The sequence below is a fragment of the Phaeobacter sp. JH20_29 genome, assembly GCF_048056175.1.
In the GTDB taxonomy this organism is placed as follows: Bacteria; Pseudomonadota; Alphaproteobacteria; order Rhodobacterales; family Rhodobacteraceae; genus Phaeobacter; species Phaeobacter bryozoorum.
Genome location: NZ_JAYMWO010000006.1, coordinates 162,001 through 184,919, shown reverse-complemented (window position 1 = coordinate 184,919; position 22,919 = coordinate 162,001). Strand labels below are relative to the sequence as shown.

At 64.4% G+C, this 22,919-nt stretch carries 12 protein-coding genes; 6 read left to right on the top strand and 6 right to left on the bottom strand.

What is annotated here, in order from left to right:
- The first annotated feature begins 5 nt into the window (after positions 1-5).
- Positions 6-770, top strand: a complete 765-nt coding sequence (gene yaaA, locus VWZ85_RS05790; protein ID WP_416587365.1) for a peroxide stress protein YaaA — start codon at positions 6-8, stop codon at positions 768-770.
- A gap of 16 nt (positions 771-786) precedes the next feature.
- Here yaaA and VWZ85_RS05785 read toward each other — a convergent pair whose 3' ends face one another.
- Entirely contained in the window at positions 787-3,117 is a 2,331-nt protein-coding gene (locus VWZ85_RS05785; RefSeq protein WP_416587364.1) for a response regulator, read from the bottom strand.
- Between the two features lie 307 nt (positions 3,118-3,424).
- Here VWZ85_RS05785 and VWZ85_RS05780 point away from each other — a divergent pair, with 307 nt between their 5' ends.
- Positions 3,425-8,734: an alpha-2-macroglobulin family protein gene (locus VWZ85_RS05780; RefSeq protein WP_416587363.1), complete on the top strand. Its 5,310-nt coding sequence runs from the start codon at positions 3,425-3,427 to the stop codon at positions 8,732-8,734.
- A 14-nt stretch (positions 8,735-8,748) separates the two neighbouring features.
- Positions 8,749-10,818, top strand: a complete 2,070-nt coding sequence (gene pbpC / locus VWZ85_RS05775; protein ID WP_416587362.1) for a penicillin-binding protein 1C — start codon at positions 8,749-8,751, stop codon at positions 10,816-10,818.
- Positions 10,819-10,849: 31 nt separating this feature from the next.
- On the opposite strand, the gene VWZ85_RS05770 is transcribed toward pbpC, so the two are convergent.
- Genes VWZ85_RS05770 through VWZ85_RS05755 form a run of 4 tightly spaced genes read right to left on the bottom strand, consistent with a single transcriptional unit; the run spans position 10,850 to position 17,747 of the window.
- Positions 10,850-12,910, bottom strand: coding sequence for a hypothetical protein (locus VWZ85_RS05770; protein WP_416544556.1), 2,061 nt, complete (start codon positions 12,908-12,910; stop codon positions 10,850-10,852).
- A gap of 15 nt (positions 12,911-12,925) precedes the next feature.
- On the bottom strand, positions 12,926-15,820 hold the full coding sequence (locus VWZ85_RS05765; protein WP_416587361.1) for a DUF4159 domain-containing protein: 2,895 nt from the start codon (positions 15,818-15,820) through the stop codon (positions 12,926-12,928).
- Entirely contained in the window at positions 15,817-16,743 is a 927-nt protein-coding gene (locus VWZ85_RS05760) for a DUF58 domain-containing protein (RefSeq protein ID WP_416587360.1), read from the bottom strand. The genes VWZ85_RS05765 and VWZ85_RS05760 overlap by 4 nt, the downstream gene beginning before the upstream one ends.
- Positions 16,740-17,747, bottom strand: a complete 1,008-nt coding sequence (locus VWZ85_RS05755) for an AAA family ATPase (protein WP_416534565.1) — start codon at positions 17,745-17,747, stop codon at positions 16,740-16,742. The genes VWZ85_RS05760 and VWZ85_RS05755 overlap by 4 nt, the downstream gene beginning before the upstream one ends.
- Before the next feature lie 64 nt (positions 17,748-17,811).
- On the opposite strand from VWZ85_RS05755, the gene VWZ85_RS05750 reads away from it, so the two are divergent.
- The 3 genes from VWZ85_RS05750 to VWZ85_RS05740 all read left to right on the top strand — a co-directional run bounded on the left by VWZ85_RS05750 (position 17,812) and on the right by VWZ85_RS05740 (position 19,885).
- Positions 17,812-18,429, top strand: coding sequence for a DUF1285 domain-containing protein (locus tag VWZ85_RS05750; protein ID WP_416534564.1), 618 nt, complete (start codon positions 17,812-17,814; stop codon positions 18,427-18,429).
- A gap of 278 nt (positions 18,430-18,707) precedes the next feature.
- On the top strand, positions 18,708-19,460 hold the full coding sequence (locus VWZ85_RS05745; RefSeq protein ID WP_416587359.1) for a hydroxypyruvate isomerase family protein: 753 nt from the start codon (positions 18,708-18,710) through the stop codon (positions 19,458-19,460).
- Positions 19,461-19,612: 152 nt separating this feature from the next.
- Positions 19,613-19,885 carry a DUF2798 domain-containing protein gene (locus VWZ85_RS05740; protein ID WP_340546411.1) on the top strand — a complete coding sequence of 91 codons (273 nt, stop codon included), beginning with the start codon at positions 19,613-19,615 and terminating at the stop codon, positions 19,883-19,885.
- 203 nt (positions 19,886-20,088) lie between these two features.
- On the opposite strand, the gene polA is transcribed toward VWZ85_RS05740, so the two are convergent.
- Positions 20,089-22,902, bottom strand: a complete 2,814-nt coding sequence (polA, locus tag VWZ85_RS05735; RefSeq protein WP_416587358.1) for a DNA polymerase I — start codon at positions 22,900-22,902, stop codon at positions 20,089-20,091.
- Between the last annotated feature and the right edge of the window lie 17 nt (positions 22,903-22,919).

Genomic DNA, 22,919 nt, shown 5'->3' with positions numbered 1-22,919 from the left:
AGAATATGCTGGTAGTGACTTCTCCGGCCAAAAAGCTGGACTGGAGCGAACGCGACGTTGAGATGACATGGCCCGCCATGCACGACGCGGCGGTGGATTTGGCATCCGTGGCGCGCGATCTGTCGGTCGCCGAGCTGATGAAGCTGATGCATATCAGCGAGGATCTGGGAAAGCTGAACTACGAGAGATTTCAGAGCTTTACCGCCGATCCGGGCAGCGATGCCACGCGCCCGGCCGCGCTGGCCTTTGCGGGTGACACCTATCAGGGGCTGGAGGCGGGATCTCTGGACGCGGAGGAAATGGCCTGGGCGCAGGACCATTTCCGCATTCTGTCGGGCCTTTACGGGCTGCTGCGGCCGCTGGATGCGATGCAGGCCTACCGGCTGGAGATGGGATCGCGGCTGAAGACGGCAAAGGGCAAGAATCTCTATGACTACTGGGGGCGGGACATCTCTGATGCGCTGAATGCCCAAGGTGAGGCCGTGGGCAGCGATGTGCTGGTGAACTGCGCCAGCCAGGAGTATTTCGGCGCGGTTGATCGCGAAGCGCTGGCGCGGCGGGTCGTGACGCCTGTTTTCATGGAAGACAAGAACGGCACGCCCAAGGTGGTGAGCTTTTACGCCAAGCGGGCGCGGGGCGCGATGGCGCGCTACATCATTCAGAACCGGCTAAGCGATCCTGCGGCGTTGCTGGATTTTGACAGCGGCGGCTATCGCTACATGCCGGAGATGTCGGAGCCGGATCAGCCGGTGTTCCTGCGCGCGGGCTGAGCGGGGCCGGTGCAGATCAGGCGGCGCCGGTCTGGGTGAGGTCGTCATCCGCCAGCGGCGCCGCCTCGGCAGGCAGATAGGCGTGAATACGTTCGTGGATCAGCGCCTTGCGCAGGGGTTTGGTCAGGTAGTGATCCAGACCTGCGGCGAGAATCCCGTCTGAATCGCCGGCCATGGCATGGGCCGTGAGGGCGACAACCGGCGTGTAGATGCCGGTGCCGTGTTCCAGCGCGCGGATTTTCTGCGTTGCCTCCTTGCCGTCCATCACCGGCATCGAGATATCCATGAAAATCAGGTCAGGCTGGAAGGACTGATAGGCCTCCACCGCCTCAATCCCGTTGCTGGCAAATTGCAGATCTATGTTCAGATCTTTCACCATTTTGCGGAACACAAGCTGATTGGTCCGGTTGTCTTCTGCTGCCAGAATCCGCATCAGCCGGGGCGTCGGGGTGGCATCGACCGCCGCGGCGATCGGGGACGGAGCCAGGGTCGGCGCCACGGTCGGGGAGGGCGCCGGGGCCGTTGGCTGCGCTGACGGCAGCGGTGTGGCCACCGTGTCGAGCACCTGCGGTGTGGCTGCAACCGGCTCAACCATATCTGCGGCACGCGCCGCTGATCCACGCTTGGGCAGGTCGACAAGCCGCTGGAACAGCTCGTCCCGCTGGATCGGTTTCAGCAGCACGCTGTCTGTCACGGATTGTACAACCGCGTTGCTGGCTGCTGTGGGGTCGCTGCTGAGCATGAGGATCGGCACACTGGCAAAGGAGCCGGAGCGCAGTTTGCGGGCCAGTTCGACACCATCCTGATCGGGCAGTTGTTCATCGCAGATGACCAGATCGACGTCCTCAGGCATCTGTGCAATTGCGGTGGTGCCATTGTCAAAGACCGTCACATCCAGCCCCAGCGTCGCCAGCTGTTTGCTGAGCACGTCGCGCATGACCGATTGGGACTCGATAACCACGACCTGACACAGCCCCTTGGGCAGCGTCGGGATGCTGGTTGAAGCGCCCTCTGCCAATGGCAGCTCCATGCGGAAACCGAAGCAGGACCCCTTGCCCTCCTCGCTTTCGACCCAGATCTCGCCGCCCATCAGTTCAATCAGCCGCTTTGAGATCGCAAGGCCAAGGCCGGTGCCCTCAAACTGGCGATTGCGCTCATCCTCGACCTGATTGAATTCGCCAAAGATGTCCTGCACCTTCTCTGCGGGGATGCCGATGCCGGTGTCTTCGATGGTGACATGGATCGAACAGATCTTGTCGTCAGCATTGGAGATGCCGGTGATTTGCAGGGCAACATGACCTTCTGAGGTGAATTTCACCGCGTTGCCGACAAGATTGGTGAGCACCTGGCGAATGCGTCCGGGATCCCCGACGAAGCTGGTTGGCAGGAACAGATCGTAGTCCAGCAGCAGTGTCAGCCCCTTGTCCCGTGCGGTGGGCTGAAGCAGCATCAGCACCTCATGCACACTGCGCTCCAGATCAAAGGGTTCAGGGTGCAGCTGCAGTTTCTGCGCCTCGATCTTGGAATAGTCGAGCACATCATTGATGATGACCAAAAGCGCCTCGCCGGAGTTTTTGATCGTGTTGGCGTAGAGCTGTTGTTCCTCGTTCAGATTGGTGTCGCTGAGCAGCTCGGCCATGCCGACAACACCGTTCATCGGGGTGCGAATCTCATGGGACATATTGGCCAGGAAGGCGGATTTGGCACGATTTGCGGCCTCGGCCCGCTCGCGGGCGGCCTCAAGCTCCTCCTCGTATTGGACGGTGGAGGTGATATCGAGCGCCAGGCTGACCATATCGCCGCCATGGCCGCGCTGATCCAGCAGCCGCAGGTAGCGGTCGTCCCACATCCGTACGACCACAGGTTCGGGGGAGGGCGACAGCCAGCGCTCCGACATCTGGGCGCGCCAGTGATCGGGATCCTGTTCTCCGGTGTTCACCAGCCCCTCATCGGTGAGAATCTGCAGGATCCGCACGTAGGAGACGCCCGGCGCCACTTCCTCCAGCCCGTCGAACAGGTCGAGATAGGCGCCATTGGCGCCGATCAGTTTGCTGTCGGCATCAAAGAAGGCAAAGCCGTCCTGAAAGGCCTGGATCGAATGCCAAAGCCGTCGCTCGGCGCGCTCAACCTTTTCGTTGGCGGTGGACAGGTCCGATTTCACCTTGGCGTTTTCGTCGCGCACCGTCGCGACCTCGGCCTGGGTGACGCCGATCTGGCGGGTCAGTGCCAGCGCATGGCGCCCGAGTTTGCGGTTGGCTGCCGAAAGTTCCGCCTGCTTCAATTCAAGCAGGCGCTCCGCCGCGAGACGCGCGCGTCGTTCTTCCGTCAATCTGTCAGCAAGGTTCATCCCTGCGAACTCCACATAAAACCAACACGACCTGTCTGCCCTACTTTGGCGGGCAGAGATTAAATTGAGATTAGTTCATCTGTTACGTTGCGATATCTTGCTATGGCGTTAACCCCGTGCCAGCCTCTTGGCAGGTCTGGAGGGTTCTATTGTGCGTGTGCCTGTTTCATTTGTTGTACTTTTGTGCGGTTGGCTTGTTCAACCATTAGTTGTTTTCGCTGATTCAATTTTTCCGGAAACGCGCTATGTCATTCAGCGCGACACCGATCATTTCGGGGCCGATCTTGGGCCGCTTTTTGACACCGATATGCGCAGTTGCGCGCGGGCTTGTTCGGCACAGACCGATTGTGTCGGGTTTGCCTTCAACAGTCGATCAAACGCCTGTTTCCCAAAATCGGCGATGGATCAGCCGTCGCCCTATGACGGGGCGTTTTCAGCGCATAAGCTTCTCGCCGGTGCGGCAGAGAAGCAGGCGGCCAAACAGCGCGCCGCGGCCTTGCAGGGGCTGGAGGTTGCGGATCTGGCTGCGGTGTCCAAACAGGCAGAAAACCTTGGCCTGCGCTTTCCAACGGGTGGATCCAGCGTTGAGGATCTGATTGCTGCGGCGCAGGGGGCACCGTCGGCAGCGGCGCTGCGGTGGGTTGCCGAGGCTGTGGTGCTGAGCGATCGCGGCGATCTGTGGCTGGACTATGCCCGCAGGCTGCTGCGTCAGGAACTCAACGGATCCGCCCAACGCCGCGCCCATGAAGAGGCCTTTGCGGCAGCGCTCAATGCCTATCTGCGCAGTTCGCAGCCGGCGGCGCAGGCGGCCGGATTGATCACCGCCGCAGAGGCGTTGGAACAGCTGGGGCGGGGACGTGCCGCGCTGGCGGTTCTGCGGCTGGCGGCAGATCGTGACACCAGCGCGAAACTGTCACTGCGTCTGGATGAGGCAATTGCCAAATATGGATTTCGTGTCACCGGGAGCCGGGTTGAGAGCGATAGCGCATCGCCCCGCATTTGTGTCGAATTTTCTGAAGATTTGGTACGCAGCGGGATCGACTACAGCGACTTTGTAAAACTTGCCGATCCGCGTCTGGTTGCCGAGTCGACCGCGCGCGAGCTGTGTATTGACGGTGTGGAGCATGGCACCCGCTACCGGGTGATGCTGCGGCGCGGGCTGCCGGCGGCAACCGGCGAGACATTGGCCAAGGATGTAACGCTGACCCACTACGTGCGGGATCGCGCCCCCAACGTGCGATTCTCCGGGCGGTCCTATGTGCTGCCCAAGGGAGATCAGGTGGCGGTGCCGGTTGAGACGGTAAACGCGACCACGCTTGATCTGCGCCTGCGCCGTGTGAGCGATCGCAACCTGCTGCGAACCCTACAGGAGGATTATTTTGCCCGGCCGCTGTCGCAGTGGCAGGATGAACATTTCGCCAGCGATATTGCCGAGGAAATCTGGACCGGTACCGCGGAGGTCCAGCAGGATCTGAACCAATCGGTGATCACACGGCTGCCGCTTGATGAGGCGCTGGCGGATCAGCCGGTAGGTCTTTATGCGCTGAGTGCGCAGGTTCCGGGGGCCGATCCCTATGAGGCGCCTGCGGCAACCCAATGGTTCGTGCTGACGGATCTGGGTTTGAGCACCATGCTGGGCAGTGATGGGCTGCATGTGCAGGTACAGGGACTGGCAGATGCCGCGCCGCGCGCGGGCGTTCGTTTGCAGCTGGTCTCCAATGCCAACGCGGTGCTGGGGACGGCAGTCAGCGACGCTGATGGCTATGCCCGTTTCGACGCGGGGTTGACCCGTGGAGAGGGGGCATCGGCTCCGGCTGTCATCATGGCGCTGAGCGGCGAGGAGGACGCGGCGGAGGTCGATTTTGCCTTTCTCTCATTGCGGGACGCCGCCTTTGATCTGTCGGACCGGGGGGTGGAGGGGCGTCTGGCGCCGGGTCCGATTGACGTGTTCCTGACCACTGATCGGGGGGCTTATCGTGCGGGTGAGGTGATTCATGCGACCGCCCTTGCCCGTGATCCGAGGGCCGAGGCGCTTCCGGGCGTGCCCTTGATCGCGGTTCTGAACCGCCCGGACGGGGTCGAATACGCCCGGGTGGTTTCCGATCAGGGGGCGCTGGGCGGCCATGTGTTCCGCCTGCCGATTGGCGATACGGCACCGCGCGGAACCTGGCGGTTGTCGATCCTGTCGGACCCCGAAGCCCCGGCGCTGGCCAGCAGGCAAATTCTGGTCGAGGATTTTCTGCCTGAACGCATTGATTTCACGCAAGAGCTGGCGGCAGGAACCGACCAAGGTCTGCGTCCGGGCACAAGCGCCCCCTTGCGGATCGAAGCGCGGTATCTGTTTGGTGCCCCGGGCCGCGACCTGACTATCGAGGGCGAGGTGACCCTGCGCCCGGCGGAACAGGTGAGCGGTTGGACGGGCTATCGCTTTGGTCGCCATGACGAGGTCGTCGCGCCGCAGAGCCGCTATTTCGGCGGGATGAGCACCGATGCCTCGGGTCTGGGCGTGGTTACCGTGACACTGCCGGAGATTGACGCGCCGGGTCAGCCTCTGATTGCGGAGGTGACCACCCGGCTGGCCGATGGGGGCGCGCGACCCGTCGAACGGCAGATGACCGTGCCCATGCAGCCTGACGGGCCGGTGATTGGTATCAAGCCGCTTTTTGAAGAGGTCGTCGCAGAGGGCGATGCGGCGCGGTTTTCGGTGATTGCGCTGGCCCCGGACGGTAGCACGCGGGATATGCCGGTCACATGGAGTTTGAACCGGGTGGAAACCCGCTACCAGTGGTATCAGCTCTACGGCAACTGGAACTGGGAGCCGACCACCCGGCGCAGCCGGATCGCGACGGGTGAGGCAACTCTGAGCGCGGCGACGCCTCTGGTGCTGGAGCAGCCGGTGGACTGGGGCCGGTATGAGCTGGTGATCGAACATCGGGGCACGCCCTATGTGGCGGCTTCGACCGATTTCTATGCAGGGTGGTATGTGCCTGACGAGGGGGCTGATACGCCCGACCAGCTGGATGTCTTTCTTGATCGCGACAGTTATCAGCCCGGCGATACAGCGCGGTTACGGCTGGTCACCCGCGCGGCTGGCACGGCTCTGGTTTCGGTGATGTCGAACCGGTTGATCAGCCGCCAGATGGTCGAGGTTCCCGCCGGGGAGACGGTGATTCCACTGGCAGTTGGTGCCGACTGGGGCAGCGGGGCATATGTCTCGGCGATGGTGGTGCAGCCGCTTGCTGGCAAGGCGGATCAGACCCCGACCCGCGCATTGGGGCTTGCCCATGCTCGCGTCATTCGCCCTGGCCAGGCGCTGGAGGTAACCTTGGACCTCCCCGAGGTGGCCCGCCCCCGCCGGACTCAGCTGGCCCGCGTCGAGGTCGCGGGGGCCGCTCCCGGTGAAGAGGTCTGGCTGACGCTGGCGGCGGTTGATCTTGGGATATTGAACCTCACCGGGTTTCAGAGTCCGGACCCCCTGGCGCATTACTATGGCCAGCGGCGGCTCGGGATGGAGCTGCGGGATCTTTACGGTCGCCTGATCGAGAGTGGCAACGGCGCCTTGGGCCGGGTGCGCTCCGGCGGCGATGCTGGGGCGGGGATGCGACTGCAGTCGCCGCCACCGACGCAGGATCTGATGGCGGTGTTTTCCGGTCCCGTGAAGGTCAAGGCCGATGGAACGGCCGAGGTGCCGATCGCGCTGCCAGCGTTTAACGGCACGGTTCGGGTGATGGCTGTCGCCTGGTCGCAAGATGCGGTTGGACAGGCGGAGCGGGACATGGTGGTGCGCGATCCGATCGTGGTGAGCGCCAATGCCCCGCGTTTTCTGGCGCCCGGAGACAGCAGCCGGGTTCTTGTGGAGCTCACTCATGCAGATGGGCCCGCAGGCCAACTGAGCCTTGCGGCGCGGGTCCTTGGCGGCGGGCTTGAGATCGGGACATTGCCGCAAGTCCTGGAGCTGGCCGATGGCGCAGATACCACCCTGATGCTGCCGGTCGAAGCGCTGGCTGTCGGAGATCCGGAGATTGAGCTCGCCGTGACGACACCAGAGGGCGAAACGCTGATCCAGACGCTGCGCCTGCCGGTGCGGGCCAATGATCCGATGATTGCCACGACCAGACGGTTCAGGCTGGCGGCGGGGGATAGTTTTCTGTTCTCATCTGACGTCTTTACCGGGCTGCGACCGGGCGGCGCGCGGGCAGTGATGTCTGCGGGGCCGCTGGCGCGGTTCGACGTGCCGGGTCTGCTGACGGGCCTCGACCTCTACCCCTATGGCTGTACCGAGCAGATCACATCCCGGGCGCTGCCGTTGCTGTATCTGTCGTCGGTGGCACAGGCTGCCGGGTTGGGTGACGGGCCGCAGGTTGCCGCCCGGATTGACAGCGCCATTCAGCAGGTGCTGTCGCGGCAGGCCAGCAATGGCGGTTTTGGTCTGTGGCGCGCCGAAAGCGGTGATTTCTGGCTGGATGCTTATGCCAGCGATTTTCTGAGCCGCGCGCGTGTGCAGGGCTATCAGGTCGCTGACATCCGGTTCCGGCAGGCCTTGGACAACCTGCGCAACCGGGTGAATTATGCCCCCGATTTCGAGAATGGAGGTGAGGACATCGCCTATGCGCTGCTGGTGCTGGCGCGCGAGGGGGAGGCGGCGATGGGCGATCTGCGCTATTACGCCGACGTTAAGGCTGCGGATTTCGCCACACCCCTGGCCGTTGCCCAGATCGGGGCGGCGCTGGCGGCCTATGGCGATCAGCGCCGGGCCGATCAGATGTTTGCCCGGGCGGCCTCTATGTTGCAGGGGGATGATCCCGATCCGACCCTGTGGCGCGCCGACTATGGCAGCCAGCGCCGTGATCAGGCCGGTGTTCTGGCCCTGGCCAGCGAGGCCGGTTCGCAGGCGGTGGACAGCCGTCGTTTGAGCGCGGGCCTGACAGCCGATGGCCGGCTGCTGTCCACGCAGGAAAGTGCCTGGACGCTGATGGCGGCTCATGCGCTGATCGAGGGCGGTGGTGGCTCCGGTCTGTTGGTCAATGGACAGGCGACGGACGGGCCATTTGTTGAGGTCTTGGATGGGGATCAGGATCGCGATCCGCTGGCGCTGACGGCCGCCACGGGCAAGGAGGTCGATATCACCCTCACCACCCTTGGCGTTCCGCTGGTGGCAGCGCCGGCAGGGGGAACTGGCTACAGCATCGAGCGGAGCTATTACACACTGGAGGGCGAGGCGCTGGCTCCGGATCAGTTCACGGTTGGCGACCGCTTTGTCACCGTGCTGCGAGTGGTCGCGTTTGAGCCGGGTGGCGCGCGGTTGATGATCAATGATCCGCTGCCTGCGGGGCTGGAGATTGATAATCCCAGCCTGCTGCGATCCGGTGATCTGAGCGGGCTAGACTGGCTGACGCTGAGCGACGCGCGACATGCAGAATTCCGTGCGGACCGGTTTTTGGCGGCTGTCGATCTGCGGAGGGGCCGCGGTGACGAGGCCGGGGCGCCGGTAACGCTGGCCTATGTGGCGCGGGCGGTGACGCCCGGTCTGTTCCACCACCCGGCGGCGTCGGTTGAGGATATGTACCGGCCCGCCAACCGGGCCCGCACCGCCACCGGGCGCGTGCAGGTCCGGTGATCCGCGCGCCAAAGATGCGGCTACGGGCGCGCTCCTCCTGGCGGCTGCTGGGAGGGGCGGCTGCCCTATGCGTGACCATTGCTGCGCTGGGATTGGGGGTCGAGACCTGGATCGCCCGAACGCCGATGCCCGCAACACTGGCGGAGACAGCCACCGAGGTGCGCGACCGAAACGGCCAGTTGCTGCGGGCCTATCCGGTTGCCGATGGGATCTGGCGGATGGCGGTGCGGCCGGATCAGGTCGACGCGGGCTATCGCGCGATGTTGCTGCGCTATGAGGACAAGCGGTTCTACGACCATGGCGGCGTTGATGCGCTTGCTCTGCTGCGGGCGGCGGCGCAGGCGGTGTGGCAGCGGCGTGTGGTCTCGGGTGGCTCGACACTGACGATGCAGGTGGCGCGGCTGCTGGAGGATGGCAGCACCGGGCGCTGGGCAGGAAAACTGCGCCAGATTCGGCTGGCGCTGGCGCTGGAGCGGCGCCTGACCAAGGCGCAGATCCTTGAGCTGTATCTGGTTCACGCGCCCTTTGGTGGCAATCTGGAAGGCGTGCGGGCGGCGAGCTATGCCTGGTTCGGCAAGGAGCCGTCGCGGTTGTCTCCGGCGGAGGCGGCGCTGCTGGTCGCCTTGCCGCAGGCACCGGAGGCGCGCCGACCGGATCGCGCTCCGAAACCTGCAGAGATGGCCCGCAACCGGGTATTGGCGCGGATGGCAGCCGCAGGCGTCTTGCCGGTGGAGGCGGCCGAGGCTGCGCAGCGGGCGCGGATCCCCCGGCAAATGCGCCGCTTCCCGCAGATGGCCGCGCATCTGGCGGATCGCGTGATAGCCGAGACGCCGGAGCTTGCGCGGATTGATCTGACGGTGGAGGCCGGATTACAGCACCGGCTGGCGCGGCTGGTGGCGCAGACCGTCGCGCGGCAGGACGCCCGGCTGTCGGCGGCGGTGCTGGTGGCCGATCACCAGAGCGGCGAGATCCTCGCCTCGGTCGGCTCAGCCGGATATCAGGATGATCTGCGACAGGGGTTTGTGGATATGACGCGCGCGGCGCGTTCGCCGGGGTCCACGCTGAAACCGCTGGTCTATGGTCTTGCCTTTGATCAGGGGCTGGCGCACCCGGAAACCATGATCCACGACGGGCCTATTGATATCGATGGGTATGCGCCACAGAATTTTGACGGAGGTTATCGCGGCGACCTGCGGATGCGGCGTGCGCTGCAATTATCGCTGAATACGCCGGTAATACGGGTGATGCAGGCGCTGGGTCCGGCGCGGTTGATGTCAGCCCTGCGTCGCGGTGGCGCGCGACCGCAACTGCCCGGCGGCAAGCCGGGACTGGCGGTTGCGCTGGGCGGGGTGGGCCTGTCGCTGCATGATCTGATGCAGGTCTATGCCGGGCTGGCGGCGGGCGGGCAGGGGCCCCGGTTGCGGGTGCGTATGGAGGCGCCGTTTGAACGGATGCCACGCCTGTTGAGCGAGGTCTCAGCCTGGCATATCACCGATGTTCTGCGCGATGTGCCGCCGCCAGCAGGTGCGCCTGCTGGCGTGCTGGCCTATAAGACAGGGACGTCCTACGGGCACCGCGATACCTGGGCGATTGGCTGGGATGGTCGCCATGTGGTTGGCGTCTGGCTTGGCCGGGCCGATGGCACGCCGGTGCCGGGCGCCTTTGGCGCGGAGCTGGCGGCCCCACTGTTGTTTGAGGCCTTCGGGCGGCTCGGGACCGGTTTTGCACCGCTCCCTCCGGCGCCTCGCTCGGCGTTGCGGGTGGCCACTTCGGAGCTGCCGCTGCCCTTGCAACGCTTTGACGGCGGTCGGGCGGGTGGCCAGCCCGCTGATGCGGTGCAGCTGGCGTTTCCACCGGACGGTGCGGCGCTGATGCTGGCAGAGGATGGACAGGTCACGCTGCGGATCAAAGGCGGCGAGGCGCCGTTTCTGGTGCTGGCCAATCAAAAGCCGGTGGTGACCGGCGCCCGCCGCCGCAGCATTGATCTGCCGGGGATGGAGCGCGGATTTTCAACACTGGTGGTGGTTGATCGCAATGGTCGCTCCGATCAGGCCCGCGTGCGGATCACCCGCCCAGGTGAGTAGCGCAGATCCGGCACCCCGCAAAGGCTGATGGTCACCGCCGCCCTTCGCGCAGCCAGCCTGCGAGAATCGCCGCGCTGGCCAGCAGCAGCACCAGCCAAGCGGGAAGCAGCGGCGTCTGGTTGACCGAGACGGTGCGATAGGCGTCGCGCGGGGTCAGTCCGATCCAGCCACGTCCAGCGGCAACGCGTCCCTCGCGCACATCGCGCAGGCTCGGGATACCGTCGTGCAGCGCGCGCACGCCGCCACGGGTCTGGGCCACGGCGGCGGCCATGATATCGCCGGTGGCAATGGTCTGTTCAAATTCACGCGGCGCCGCAGGGCCGAGGCCGATGACGGTGGACTGGCTGCCTTCTTCCAGTCGGTAAAGACCGGGTTCCGGCCCCTCGTAACGGCCTTCCCAGCGGCCGGGCGCGGTTTGGGTCATCGTGACGGTCACTGTGCTGCCATCGGGGTTTGTGACAGTGACATCGCCGACATCTTCGCCCAGGCTGCGGCGCTGGATGCGCATACGCTGCCCGGTTGCCTCGGCTGACAGGACGTCCTCTTCCAGCTCGGGCTCTTTCATCATCCAATGGGCAAGGCGCCGCAGCAGCTCAAGCTGCGGGCCGCCGCCTTCGTATCCCCGGCTCCAGAGCCAGGCATGATCGGAGGCCAGCAGCGCCACGCGCCCCTCGCCGACCCGGTTCAGAACCAGCAGCGGGCGGTCATCCAGGCCGCTCATCAGGACATTGCCCTGGGGGACGTCGACTTCGATCTGCCGCAGCCAGCGGCCCCAGTCGGACGCGCCGGTGAGATCGGCGGTAACCGGGTGGCGCTGGCCCAGATCGGTGATTTCCGGGCGATAGGCGCGCTCCAGCACCCGCGCCGAGGGGCTGGCAGGCAGGATGCTGGCCAGCGGAGAACGATAGATACTGTCGGCGCTGGCAAAATCCGGCCCCGCCGCCACCAGAACCGCGCCTCCGCGTTCAACATAATCGGCCACATTGTCGAGGTAGATCGCCGGCAGGATGCCGCGCCGTTTGTAGCGATCAAAGATGATCAGATCGAAATCATTGATCTTTTCCAGAAACAGCTCCCGCGTTGGAAAGGCAATCAGCGACAGCTCATCGACCGGTACCCCGTCCTGTTTCTCCGGTGGGCGCAGAATGGTGAAATGCACCAGATCCACCGCGCTGTCGGATTTCAGCAGATTGCGCCAGGTGCGCCCGCCCGGATGCGGCTCGCCCGAGACCAGCAGCACGCGCAACCGATCGCGCACCCCGTTGATCTGGACCAGCGCGGCGTTGTTGCGATCGGTCAGCTCGCCCTCGGCGGTGGGGACGGTGAACTGGATCACGTTGCGCCCCCCATGTGGCAGGGTCAGTGGCAGGTCGAAATCGACACCGACAGGCAGGTTGAAGCGCTGCGGTTCGGCGCCGCCGATTGAAATCGCCAGCTCTGCCAGATTGCCGGTTGCGGGGGCCTCGCCCTGATCCTCGATCCTGAGGGTCAGGGTCACGGGTTCACCGATAATGGCAAAGCTGGGGGCGTTCTTGACGATCAGCCGCCGGTCCCAATCGCTGGGGCGACCGGTCAGCAGCAGATGCAGCGGGGCAGGCAGGGCCGGGGTCTGCGCAATGTCATGGACCTGGCCATCGCTGAGCGCGATCATCCCGGCAACCCGACCGCGCGGCACATTGGCAAGCGCCTCGGCCAGTGCGCCCATCAGCAGGGTGCCACTGTTGTCGCTGCTGCCATCACGCGGCGGGACGCTGTCGACAGCAATCCAGCGAACCTCGGTGTTCGGGCGCTGACTGAGGGCGGTCTCCAATGCGGCACGGGCGGCCCCTGTCTGGTCGGGGCGGTCGGACAGGGCCTGGCTGGCGGTCTTATCCTCAAGCACCAGAACGATGTCACTGAGCGCGGCGCGGTCTTCGATCTGGTACACCGGGCCGCTGAGGGCCGCGATCAGCACCAGTGCGGCGAGCGCACGCATCGGCCATCCCGCAAGGCGTTTCCAGACCGCCAGGGCCAGCACCGCAACCGACAGCGCCGCAAGCAGGCCGATCAGCGGCCAGGGGACCAGTGGGTCAAAGAGGATGGTCTGTGTCATCTGTCCAGCCTCATGTCATTGCCCCAGCCGATCGAGCAGGGCGGGGACATGCACCTGATCGGATTTGTAGTTGCCAGTGAGCACATGCATGACCAGATTGACCCCAAAGCGGTAGGCCAATTCGCGCTGACGCTCGCCGGTATAGCCGCGCCCCACTGGCAGCAGAGGGCGGCCGTTGTCATCCACGGCCCAGGCGGAAGCCCAGTCGTTGCCGCCGATGACAACCGGTGTGACACCATCATTGAGGTTGCGGAAGGGGATGCCTTCCACCTGCTGGGCATCGGCGGGCGCGGCTTCGACCCAGAGCGTGCCGCGGCTGTGGCGTCCGGGGAAATCCTGTAGCAGATAGAAGGCGCGGGTCAGCACATGATCTGCGGGCAGCGGTTCCAGTGGCGGCACGTCCAGCCGCAGGGCCAGTTGTTGCAGGCGCCGCCCTGCCGGGCTGCTGGCACCGGCGCGGGTCAGGTCGGCGTCGCGGGTGTCAAAGAGGATCATCCCGCCGGTGCGCAGATAGGTGTTGAGCCGGTCGTAGGCCGCACCCGAGGGCAGTGGCTGATTGGCGGTCACCGGCCAGTAGAGCAGCGGGTAGAACGCCAGCTCGTCGCGCTCCAGATCAACGCCGGCGGGGGGAGAGGGTTCAACCGATGTGCGGAACCGCAGTGTGTTGGACAGCCCTTGCAAGCCGTCGCGCGCCAGCTGGTCAATCTGCGGGTTGCCGGTCAGCACATGGGCCAGCGCCAGCTCGGCCGCGCGGTCTGCGGCGAGGGCGTCTGCTGCGGGATCGGATGCGTCGGACCGGGCCGCGCTGTCGGTTTGCTCGATCACCAAGGCGTTGCCCTGGGCGTGGCTGCGCAGGTCGCTGCCGGAGCCGGTGGCCCAGATACAGGTGGCGAGGACCAGGGCCGATGCGAGGTTTTGCGCCTTGGGTGCGGTCGGTCGTGTCCGACGCATCAGTAATCCCGACAGCAGCAGCGCGGCGATCACGTCGAGCGCCAGCAGCAGCAGGGAGAGGCTGATCAGGATGCCGCCAAGCGGGCGCTCCGGCGTGCCACCATAGCCAAGGATTGGCAGCCCGACGGGCCAGCCAATTGGCGTCAGCTGATCCTCGGCCCGCATGACATTGCGGGCAATCCGCCGATCTCCGTTCTGGTACAGCCCGGGTTGCAGGCCGGGGCCGGTCAGGGCGGCAACCAGATCAGGCCCTGCGACACCGGGCAGGGCATCGGCATCCGAAAGGTCACCAAAGCCATCGAGCACCTGAAGCGGCGCCCATGTGGTGCCCTCCAGATCCGTAGCCTCGGCCGGTTTGGCACCGGAGGAAACCGCCAGCCGCTCCATCATCTGCACAAATAGGCCCGAGAGCGGCAAGGTGCTCCATTCCGCATTGGCGGTGACATGGAAGAGCACGATCTGACCATTGCCGAGCGGTTTGCGTGTCACCAGCGGCGTCCCATCGGAGAGTTCCGCAATCACCCGCTCCGCAAGGCTGGGATCGGGTTGTGCGACCACCTGTGAACTGACGGTGACGTCCTCGGGGATGGTCAGCCCGAAGAAAGGAGAGCCTTCGGCAAAGGTGGCCAGCGTCTTGGGCTCGCCCCAGCTCATGGCGCCGCCAATGCTGCGGCCTCCGATCCGCAGGCGCACGGGCAGCAGCGGCTCTTCGTCGGTGCGGGCGGTATCGCTGGCGGCCAGCCGGGGACCGGCAAACCGCAGGAGCAATCCGCCTTTGTTGACCCAGTCCACCACCGCTGCCTCCTGATCGGGGGGCAGACGTGCGGTATCGGCCAGGACGATCACATCCGGGTTGGCAGGCAAGAGATCGTTCAGCCCGCCTTCCAGCAGGTCTGCGTTTGGCGCCAGCGCCTTGCGCAGATAGTGCAGGGGCGACAGCAGGGCGAGGCCTTCGTTGCCGCTCTGGCTGGAGATCAGCGCCACCTCGCGGCGGCGCAGACCGTCATCGGTAAGCGATATAGCCCCGGCGCTGCGGTGACCCTGCAGTTCGAAGAGCCGGATACGTGCGCGCAGCTCAGCGGGCAGGGACAGGCGGGCGGTGGCTTCAAGCCCATTGGCGGCAGCGGTATCTGTATCGGCAAAATCCACCGTCGCCGCGCCCAGAGTCCGCATGGTGCCGCCCGGATCCGGCCCACGGGCAAGCACGGTGACGGTCTGGTCACTGCCGGGGGTGATCTGGGTGTGGCTGCGAGTGACCGTGATTTCCATCGCGCCGTCGACATAGACCACCGGACGCAGGGCCAGCCTTGGGGTGGGATGTTGATAGACGGTCAACTCGCCGCGCTGGCGCAGCGTCGCCATCAACGCATCGCGACCCGGATAGTCCAAGCCGTCACTGAACCACAGGCTGTCAAAGCCCCCGTCAACTGCTGCTATCTGCGCCTGTGCCGTCGTGAGCTGGTCTTGCGAGGGTTGCCAGGCCTGTGGCGTTTCGCCGATCAGCTGTCGGCGCCAGCTGACTGCGCTTTGGAACTGCGGGGGCTGCGGTGCGGTGAGCCGCAGCACGGCTACGGGCCGATCGGCACGTCCGGCCTCGGCCAGGAGGCGGTCGATCTCCTCGCGGGTGCGCTCCCATTCCGGGGCGCCGGCCCAGCTGCCATCAAGCACCACCAGCAGCGGGCCGCGGCCCGAGGGTGCGGTGCTTGGGTTGAGCACAGGCCCGGCCAGACCAACGATGGCCGCTGCCACCGCCATCAGCCGCAGTAAGAGCAGCCACCATGGGGTCCGGTCCGAAAGACTGTCATCGTCGCGCAACCCCAGCAGCAGTGTGACCGCCGGAAACAGGCGTTTGCGCGGGGCAGGCGGGACTGCCCGCAGAAGCAGCCAGAGCAACGGCAGTGCCAGGAGTGCCAGAAGCAACCAGGGGGCCGTGAAGCCGATGCCCGCAATCGTTGTCATGTGCCGGATCTTTCCATGGCATGGTACAGCCACATCAGGGCCGCCTGTGCGCTGTCGCCGGTGTGATGGGTGCCGAGGCGCCAGCCTGCCAAGCGGCAGAGGTGCTCCAATGCGTCGCGCCGTTCGGCCAGGCGATCAAGGTAGCGTTGCCTAAGCGCGCCTGCCTTCAGGGTTTCGTGCCGCAGACCGCCGCCGATGCTTTCGAATATCGTGCGCCCGTCAAAGGGGAACTCCTCCTCTGCCGGATCAAGCACCTGCATCAGCACGCCGTGCACGCCGCGATCCGCGGCCTTGGACAGCGCCTGTTCCAGTGGCGCGAAGGGGCCCAGAAAATCCGACAGGAACAGAACCCGCGCGTTGGGTTGCATGGCGCGATCTTCCGGGGGGGCATAATCCGTGGCGTCGTCCCTGCTCAGATACTCGGCCAGTCGCAGGATCTGGGCATTGCCGCGCCGGGGTGGCAGATGCCCACCGGTCAGACCGACCCGTTCGCCGCCACGTAGCATCATCACCGACGTCGCCAGCCCCAATAGCCGCGCCCGGTCAATTTTCTGCGGCAGGGCATTGCCGGAGGCAAAGCGCATCGACGCCCCCTGATCGACCCAGAGATGCACCGTCTGCGCAATCTGCCATTCCCGCTCGCGTACGAATTGCTGATCGCCCTTGGCCGAGCGCCGGTGGTCGATCATGCGGCGGCTGTCACCGGCCTGAACCGGGCGATATTGCCAGAAATCATCGCCCAGCCCGGCACGGCGGCGACCGTGTTCGCCAATCAGCACAGATCCGGCCAGTTGTTGCGCCTGCACCAGGAGCGGCGGAAACCGGCTGGCGGCGCTTTCGGCGCGGTGGCGGAGATCCGCCGCTGCCGGCTGGAGCGCGCTGCCGGTCGGCCGGGCCGGCTGAAGGGCGCGCGGCTGTGTCACGCGGCGACACCGGGCCGGGCCATCGCCTCGGCTGTGCTTGTGATAAGAGCGCTCAGGTTCTCGCCACGGGCACGCGCGGCGAAGTTCAGCGCCATCCGGTGGCTGAGTACGGGCTGGGCCATATCCAGCACGTCGTCGGCATTGGGAGCGAGGCGCCCCTCGAGCAGGGCGCGGGCGCGCACCGCCAGCATCAGCGCCTGAGCGGCCCGTGGTCCGGGCCCCCAGGCAACGGTTTGCTGCACCTGTTCGGAGGCCGCCGGATCATCCGGGCGGAAGGCGCGCACGAGATCGAGAATCAGTTCGACCACGCCGTCACCGACGGGCATCCGGCGCAGCAGGGTCTGCGCGGCCATAAGTTCATCGGCGGTGAAGACCTGATAGGCGCTGCCTTCCTCAACCCCGGTTGTGGCCAGCAGGATATCGCGTTCGGTCTGCCGCGTCGGATAGGGGACATCAATCTGGAACAGGAAACGGTCCAGCTGGGCTTCGGGCAGCGGATAGGTGCCCTCCTGTTCGATGGGGTTCTGGGTGGCCAGCACGTGGAAGGGCATCCCCAGCGGTCGGTCGGCGCCCGCCACGGTCACCATACGCTCCTGCATCGCCTGCAGCAGTGCCGATTGTGTTCGTGGGCTGGCGCGGTTGATCTCATCGGCCATCAGCAGCTGGCAGAACACCGGCCCCGGCACAAAGCGAAAGGCGCGGCTGCCATCGCTGGCGGTGTCCAGGACCTCGGAGCCCAGAATATCGGCAGGCATCAGGTCCGGGGTGAACTGCACCCGGTTGCCGGCCAGCCCCATAACGGTGGACAGGGTTTCGACCAGCCGGGTCTTGCCCAGCCCGGGCAGGCCGATTAACAGCCCATGACCACCGCACAGCAGCGTGCTCAGAGTGAGATCAACCACTCTTTCCTGACCGATAAAGCGCCGGGTGATAGAGGATCTGGCCTGTGTCAGCTTGTCTTCAAGCGCTTCAATCTCGGCCAGCAGATCGTCGGGTTCGGACATGACTTTCCCTTCACGGCGAATATATAGTGTTACTGTATCGCGTTGAGAGAAAATGGCAAAAGCAATGAGCGGACAAAATCCCGTGACTTCCGGCAGCAAATCCCCTGAAACAGGATCAGAACCGCCCAGTGCCGAGGGGCTGGCGGCCGCTGCCAAGACGGCGAGCAAAGGCGGGTTGCCGCCGGTACATCTGTGGAATCCGCCGTTTTGCGGCGATCTAGACATGCGGATCGCCCGTGATGGCACCTGGTTCTACCTTGGCACGCCGATTGGCCGGTTTGAACTGGTGAAGCTGTTTTCCTCCATTCTGAAGCTGGAAGACGGCAAATACTTTCTGGTGACCCCGGTCGAGAAAGTGGGCATCACGGTCGAGGATGCGCCTTTCGTTGCGGTGGATTTCGAGGTCGAGGGCGACGGCGCCGCGCAGATTCTGCGGTTCGAGACACATGTCGGCGACAGGGTCGAAGCCGGGCCTGCGCATAAGATTCGTGTGGTAAGAGACGATGCAACCGGCGAGCCCTCGCCCTATGTGATGGTGCGTGCCGGGCTGGAGGCCTTGATTGATCGCAAGAGCTTTTATCGGCTGGTCGAGCTGGGATGCCACCGGGACGGCTGGTTCGGGCTGTGGTCGGGCGGCGAGTTTTTTGGGATGATCCCGTCGGCTGATTTGCCGGAGGGCTGACCACGCCGCATCCGACCCGGCGCTCGTCGGCAGGGGTTTGCCGGTGGCAAAGGGCAGCGGCAGGAAGTCGCTGACCCGCTTGAGTATATTGTTAAATTACCGAAAATTCTTGTGAAAACCCGCTCAAAATCGGCGGAGATATGGGGCAGATTGGGGGCGTGCAAAAACGGGCCGATCAATGGCGCAACCGGCGGGGGCCGGGACGAGCCTTTGGTGACTTTTGCCCGGAGCATGTCTGTTTGGCCGCCAATCGGGGGTGGCTCCAAAGGAGGTTTTCGATGCCGAAGTTCGCGGCCAATATTTCATTGCTGTTTGCCGAATTGCCCTATCTGGATCGTTTTCCGGCGGCGGCGCGGGCCGGATTTGAGGCGGTGGAAATCCTGTTTCCCTATGAGCTGGCTGCGAAGGAAACCCAGCGCGCCCTGCTGGCCAATGGTCTGGAACTGCTGCTGATCAATGCGCCGCCGCCAAATTATACCGGCGGGATGCCGGGCTATGCCGCGCTGCCGATGGGGGCGGATCGCTTTCAGCGCGATATTCGGCGGGTGCTGCGCTATGCGGAGGTGTTGCGGCCCGGAATGATCCACATCATGGCCGGCTACGCAAAAGGGGATGTCGCCAAGGAAACGCTGATCCGCAATCTGCAATGGGCGGCCGACTATGCGCCGGGCCAGCAGTTCACCATCGAGCCGCTGAACAGCGGTGATCAGCCGGGGTATTTTCTGGATGACTACAATCTCGCCGTAGAGGTGCTGGAGGCGGTGGATCGCAAGAACGTGGGACTGCAATACGACGCCTACCATGCGCAGTTGATCCACGGCGATGCGGTGAAGGTCTGGGAAGCCTTTGGTAACCGGGCTGTCCATGTACAGATCGGTGCGGCGCCGGGGCGTTGCGAACCGGGAACCGGGCCGGTCGATTTCGAGCAGCTGTTCGCGGCCATCGACGAGAGCGGCTATGGTGGTTGGGTCAGCGCGGAATACACCCCCAGTACCAAGCGGACAGAGGACAGTCTGGCCTGGATGGGGTGAGAGCGGGCCGAACCCTGTGAGGGGGGCTGGCGGACCCTGAGGCTTGGGGAGGGCTGCGGCCAAACGTCCAGCGGGACAGAAATACATATTCGTGAATTGAAATGTGACTGAGCGCGGGGCATAAGGCAGTAAGTTGTGATCTGGAGACCTCCATGCTGCCTGCGCGTTTTGCCCCCATCCTATTTGGTCTGATTCTGTCGGGTATCATGTCGTGTATCGTCACCGGGGTGGCCACGCTGAAGGCGGTGGGCCTGAGTTCCGAAGCGCCGGGACTGTGGATGGCTGCCTGGAGTTTTGGCTGGCCGGTGGCCTTTGGCGTGGTGCTGGTTGTTGCACCCGCCGTGCGCCGCATGGTGGCATGGATGGTGAAGCCGCCGCAGGAAGCCAGCAAGGGTACGGTTTCCTCTCCCCGGCAGGATCGCTGAGCGAAGCCCCTCCGGCGATGTCCTGACCGAGCAAGCGCCCCCGCCCGTCATCACAGCATCATGGATGCTATTCTTCCCGTTGGGCCGGGCGCCATGCCTAAGGCATGGCGTGCCGCTGAAATGCGAGGCGGGCGTCCGATCCGATCCGCTTCGGTCAGGTTTTGAAAGCGGCCAGGATCTTTGGCATCAAGCCTCGGCCAAAGCTAGTGAGCTTCGGCCCAGTTCCGCCCTTTGCCTGCGTCGACTACCAGCTTCACGTCGAGATGCACGGCCGGATCTGCGGCGGTTTCCATCACCCTGCGCGCGGTTTCGATGGTGTCGTCGACAGCGGCCTCGGGCACTTCGAACAGCAATTCGTCATGCACCTGTAGCAGCATCCGCGCGGGCAGATGGGCGATTGCGGCGGGCATACGGATCATGGCGCGGCGGATCACATCCGCAGCCGTGCCCTGTATCGGTGCATTGATCGCCGCGCGTTTGGCAAAACCTGCACGTGGTCCCTTGGCGGAGATTTCCGGAGTATGGATCTTGCGCCCGAACAGGGTCTGGACATGGCCGTGTTCCTTGGCAAAGGCGACGGTGTCATCCATGTAGCGGCGAATGCCGGGGAACCGCTCGAAATAGCGATCGATGAAGCCCTGCGCCTCGGCGCGCGGGATGCGCAGATTGCGGGCCAGACCAAAGCCGGAGATCCCGTAAATCACGCCAAAGTTGATAGCTTTGGCCTGACGGCGGATTTCGGGGGTCATTTCATTCAGCGGCACGTTGAACATCTCGGACGCGGTGAGCGCATGGATGTCCTGACCTTCAGCAAAGGCCTGCTTCAGCGTATCGATCCCGGCGACATGGGCCAGGATGCGCAATTCGATCTGGCTGTAGTCAAGCGACAGCAGGACATTGCCATCCTCGGGCACGAAGGCTTCGCGGATGCGGCGCCCTTCCTCGGACCGGACCGGGATATTCTGGAGGTTGGGATCGGTTGAGGCCAGGCGGCCAGTGTTGGCACCGGTCTGCACATAGGAGGTGTGCACGCGCCCGGTTTCCGCATTTATGTGATCCTGAAGCGCGTCGGTATAGGTCGATTTGAGCTTGCTCAGCTGGCGCCAATCCAGCACCAGACCAGGCAAGGCGTGTTCCGTCGCGAGATCCTCCAGGATATCGGCACCGGTGGCATAGGCGCCGGTCTTGCCCTTTTTGCCGCCTTCCAGACCGAGTTTGTCAAACAGGATTTCCCCCAGCTGCTTGGGGGATCCGACGTTGAATTCCTGGCCTGCCAACTGGTGAATTTCCGCCTCCAGCCCGGCCATTTTCTGCGCGAAGGCGTTCGACATGCGGGACAGCGTATCACGATCGACCTTGATGCCTTCGCGCTCCATCCGGGCGAGCACCGGCACCAGCGGGCGTTCCAGCGTTTCATAGACCGTGGTGACCGCTGACCGGTGCAATTGCGGTTTGAACAGCTGCCAGAGGCGCAGGGTGATATCGGCGTCTTCCGCGGCATAGGCGACCGCATCGCCAATGGGCACACGGTCGAAGGTGATCGCGGATTTTCCACTGCCCAGCAGCGGTTTGATCGGGATCGGCGTGTGGTTCAGGTAACGCTCTGACAGCGTGTCCATACCGTGCCCGTGCTGACCTGCGTGCATGGCATAAGACATCAGCATTGTATCGTCGATCGGCGCCACATCAATGCCACGGCGGGCAAAGATCTTGGCGTCATATTTCATATTCTGGCCGATCTTGAGGATGCTGTCGTCCTCAAGCACCGGTTTCAGCAGATCGAGCGCCTCCTGCAAAGGCATCTGCCCCTCCGCCAGCTCGTCCGAGCCAAACAGATCGTCGCTATTGCCGGATTTATGGGTGAGCGGGATATAGCAGGCGGTCCCCGGCTCTACGCAGAGTGAAATGCCGACCAGATCCACCACCATTTCATCAAAGCCGGTGGTTTCCGTATCAACAGCGACCCAGCCGCGTTCGCGGATCCGGGCAATCCACTTCTTTAACGCCTCGGCATCGCGGACGCATTCATATGACGCGCTGTCAAACGGCAGGTCGGTTATGGTCGGAGCGTCCGTTGCCGCGGTATCTTTGGCCGGGGCGTCCGTGATTGTGGGTGGTTCCTTACCAAGCTGGTCCGCGATGCGTTTGGACAGGGTGCGGAATTCCATTTCGGCGAGGAAGGCCAGCAGGTGATCGGCGTCCGGATCGCGCACCTCTAGGTCATCCAGAGTGAAATCCAGCGTCATGTTGCTGTCCAGCTGAACCAGTCTTTTGGACAGTTCGATCTGCTCGCGATTTTCGATCAGGGTCTGTCGGCGCTTGGGTTGTTTGATCTCTTCGGCGCGGTCCAGCAGCTCTTCCAGGGAGCCGTATTCGTTGATCAGCAGTGCGGCGGTCTTGATCCCGATCCCGGGTGCGCCGGGCACATTGTCGACCGAGTCGCCCGCCAGCGCCTGCACGTCCACTACACGGTCCGGGCCAACCCCGAATTTCTCGACAACGCCATCGCTGTCGATCCGCTTGTTTTTCATCGCATCCAGCATTTCAACACCGCCACCGACGAGCTGCATCAGATCCTTGTCGGAGGAGATGATGGTCACGCGGCCACCGGCGTCGCGGGCCTGGCAGGCGAGGGTGGCGATGATGTCATCGGCCTCGAAACCTTCCTGTTCCTTGCAGGCGATGTTGAAGGCTTCGGTCGCGGTGCGGGTCAATGGAATCTGCGGCCGCAGATCCTCGGGCATGGCCTCGCGGTTGGCTTTGTATTGATCATAGAGATCGTTGCGGAAGGTATGCGACCCCTTGTCAAAGATCACCGCAACATGGGTTGGTGCATCGGGACCACCATTGCCCTCAACATAGCGCTGAAGCATGTTGCAGAAACCGGCAACCGCCCCGATTGGCAGGCCGTCGGACTTGCGGGTGAGGGGCGGCAGCGCGTGGTATGCGCGGAAAATGAATGCCGATCCGTCGATCAGGTGCAGATGGCAGCCCTTGCCAAAAGATGCGGTGGTCATGGCCGATGCTCCGGGTG